Raw genomic sequence first — 234 nt, forward strand, 5'->3', positions numbered from 1 at the left:
TCTTGCCTTTGCGATAGAGCCGTGCATCGGGATCGGTCTTGGACTCATGCGTCTCGTTACTACGCTTCTCGCCCTTGAAGTCGCCCCCGCCACCACCTTCGCTGTCCTGATCGTCACTGTCTTTGGGCACGAAGCTCTTGTGCCCCGCCCACGCCTGGATCAGCGTTCCGTCCACACTGAAGTGCTCGCCCGAGAGTAGGCACTTCTTCTCGGCGATCGCCACTACTTCATTGA

General features: G+C 59.0%; 1 pseudogene. It reads right to left on the reverse strand.

The window, feature by feature from the left end:
* A pseudogene (locus VSR34_RS39395) lies at nucleotides 1-234 on the reverse strand (IS5/IS1182 family transposase); the annotation flags it as partial.

The sequence above is a fragment of the Paraburkholderia sp. JHI2823 genome, from assembly GCF_038900695.1.
In the GTDB taxonomy this organism is placed as follows: Bacteria; Pseudomonadota; Gammaproteobacteria; order Burkholderiales; family Burkholderiaceae; genus Paraburkholderia; species Paraburkholderia mimosarum.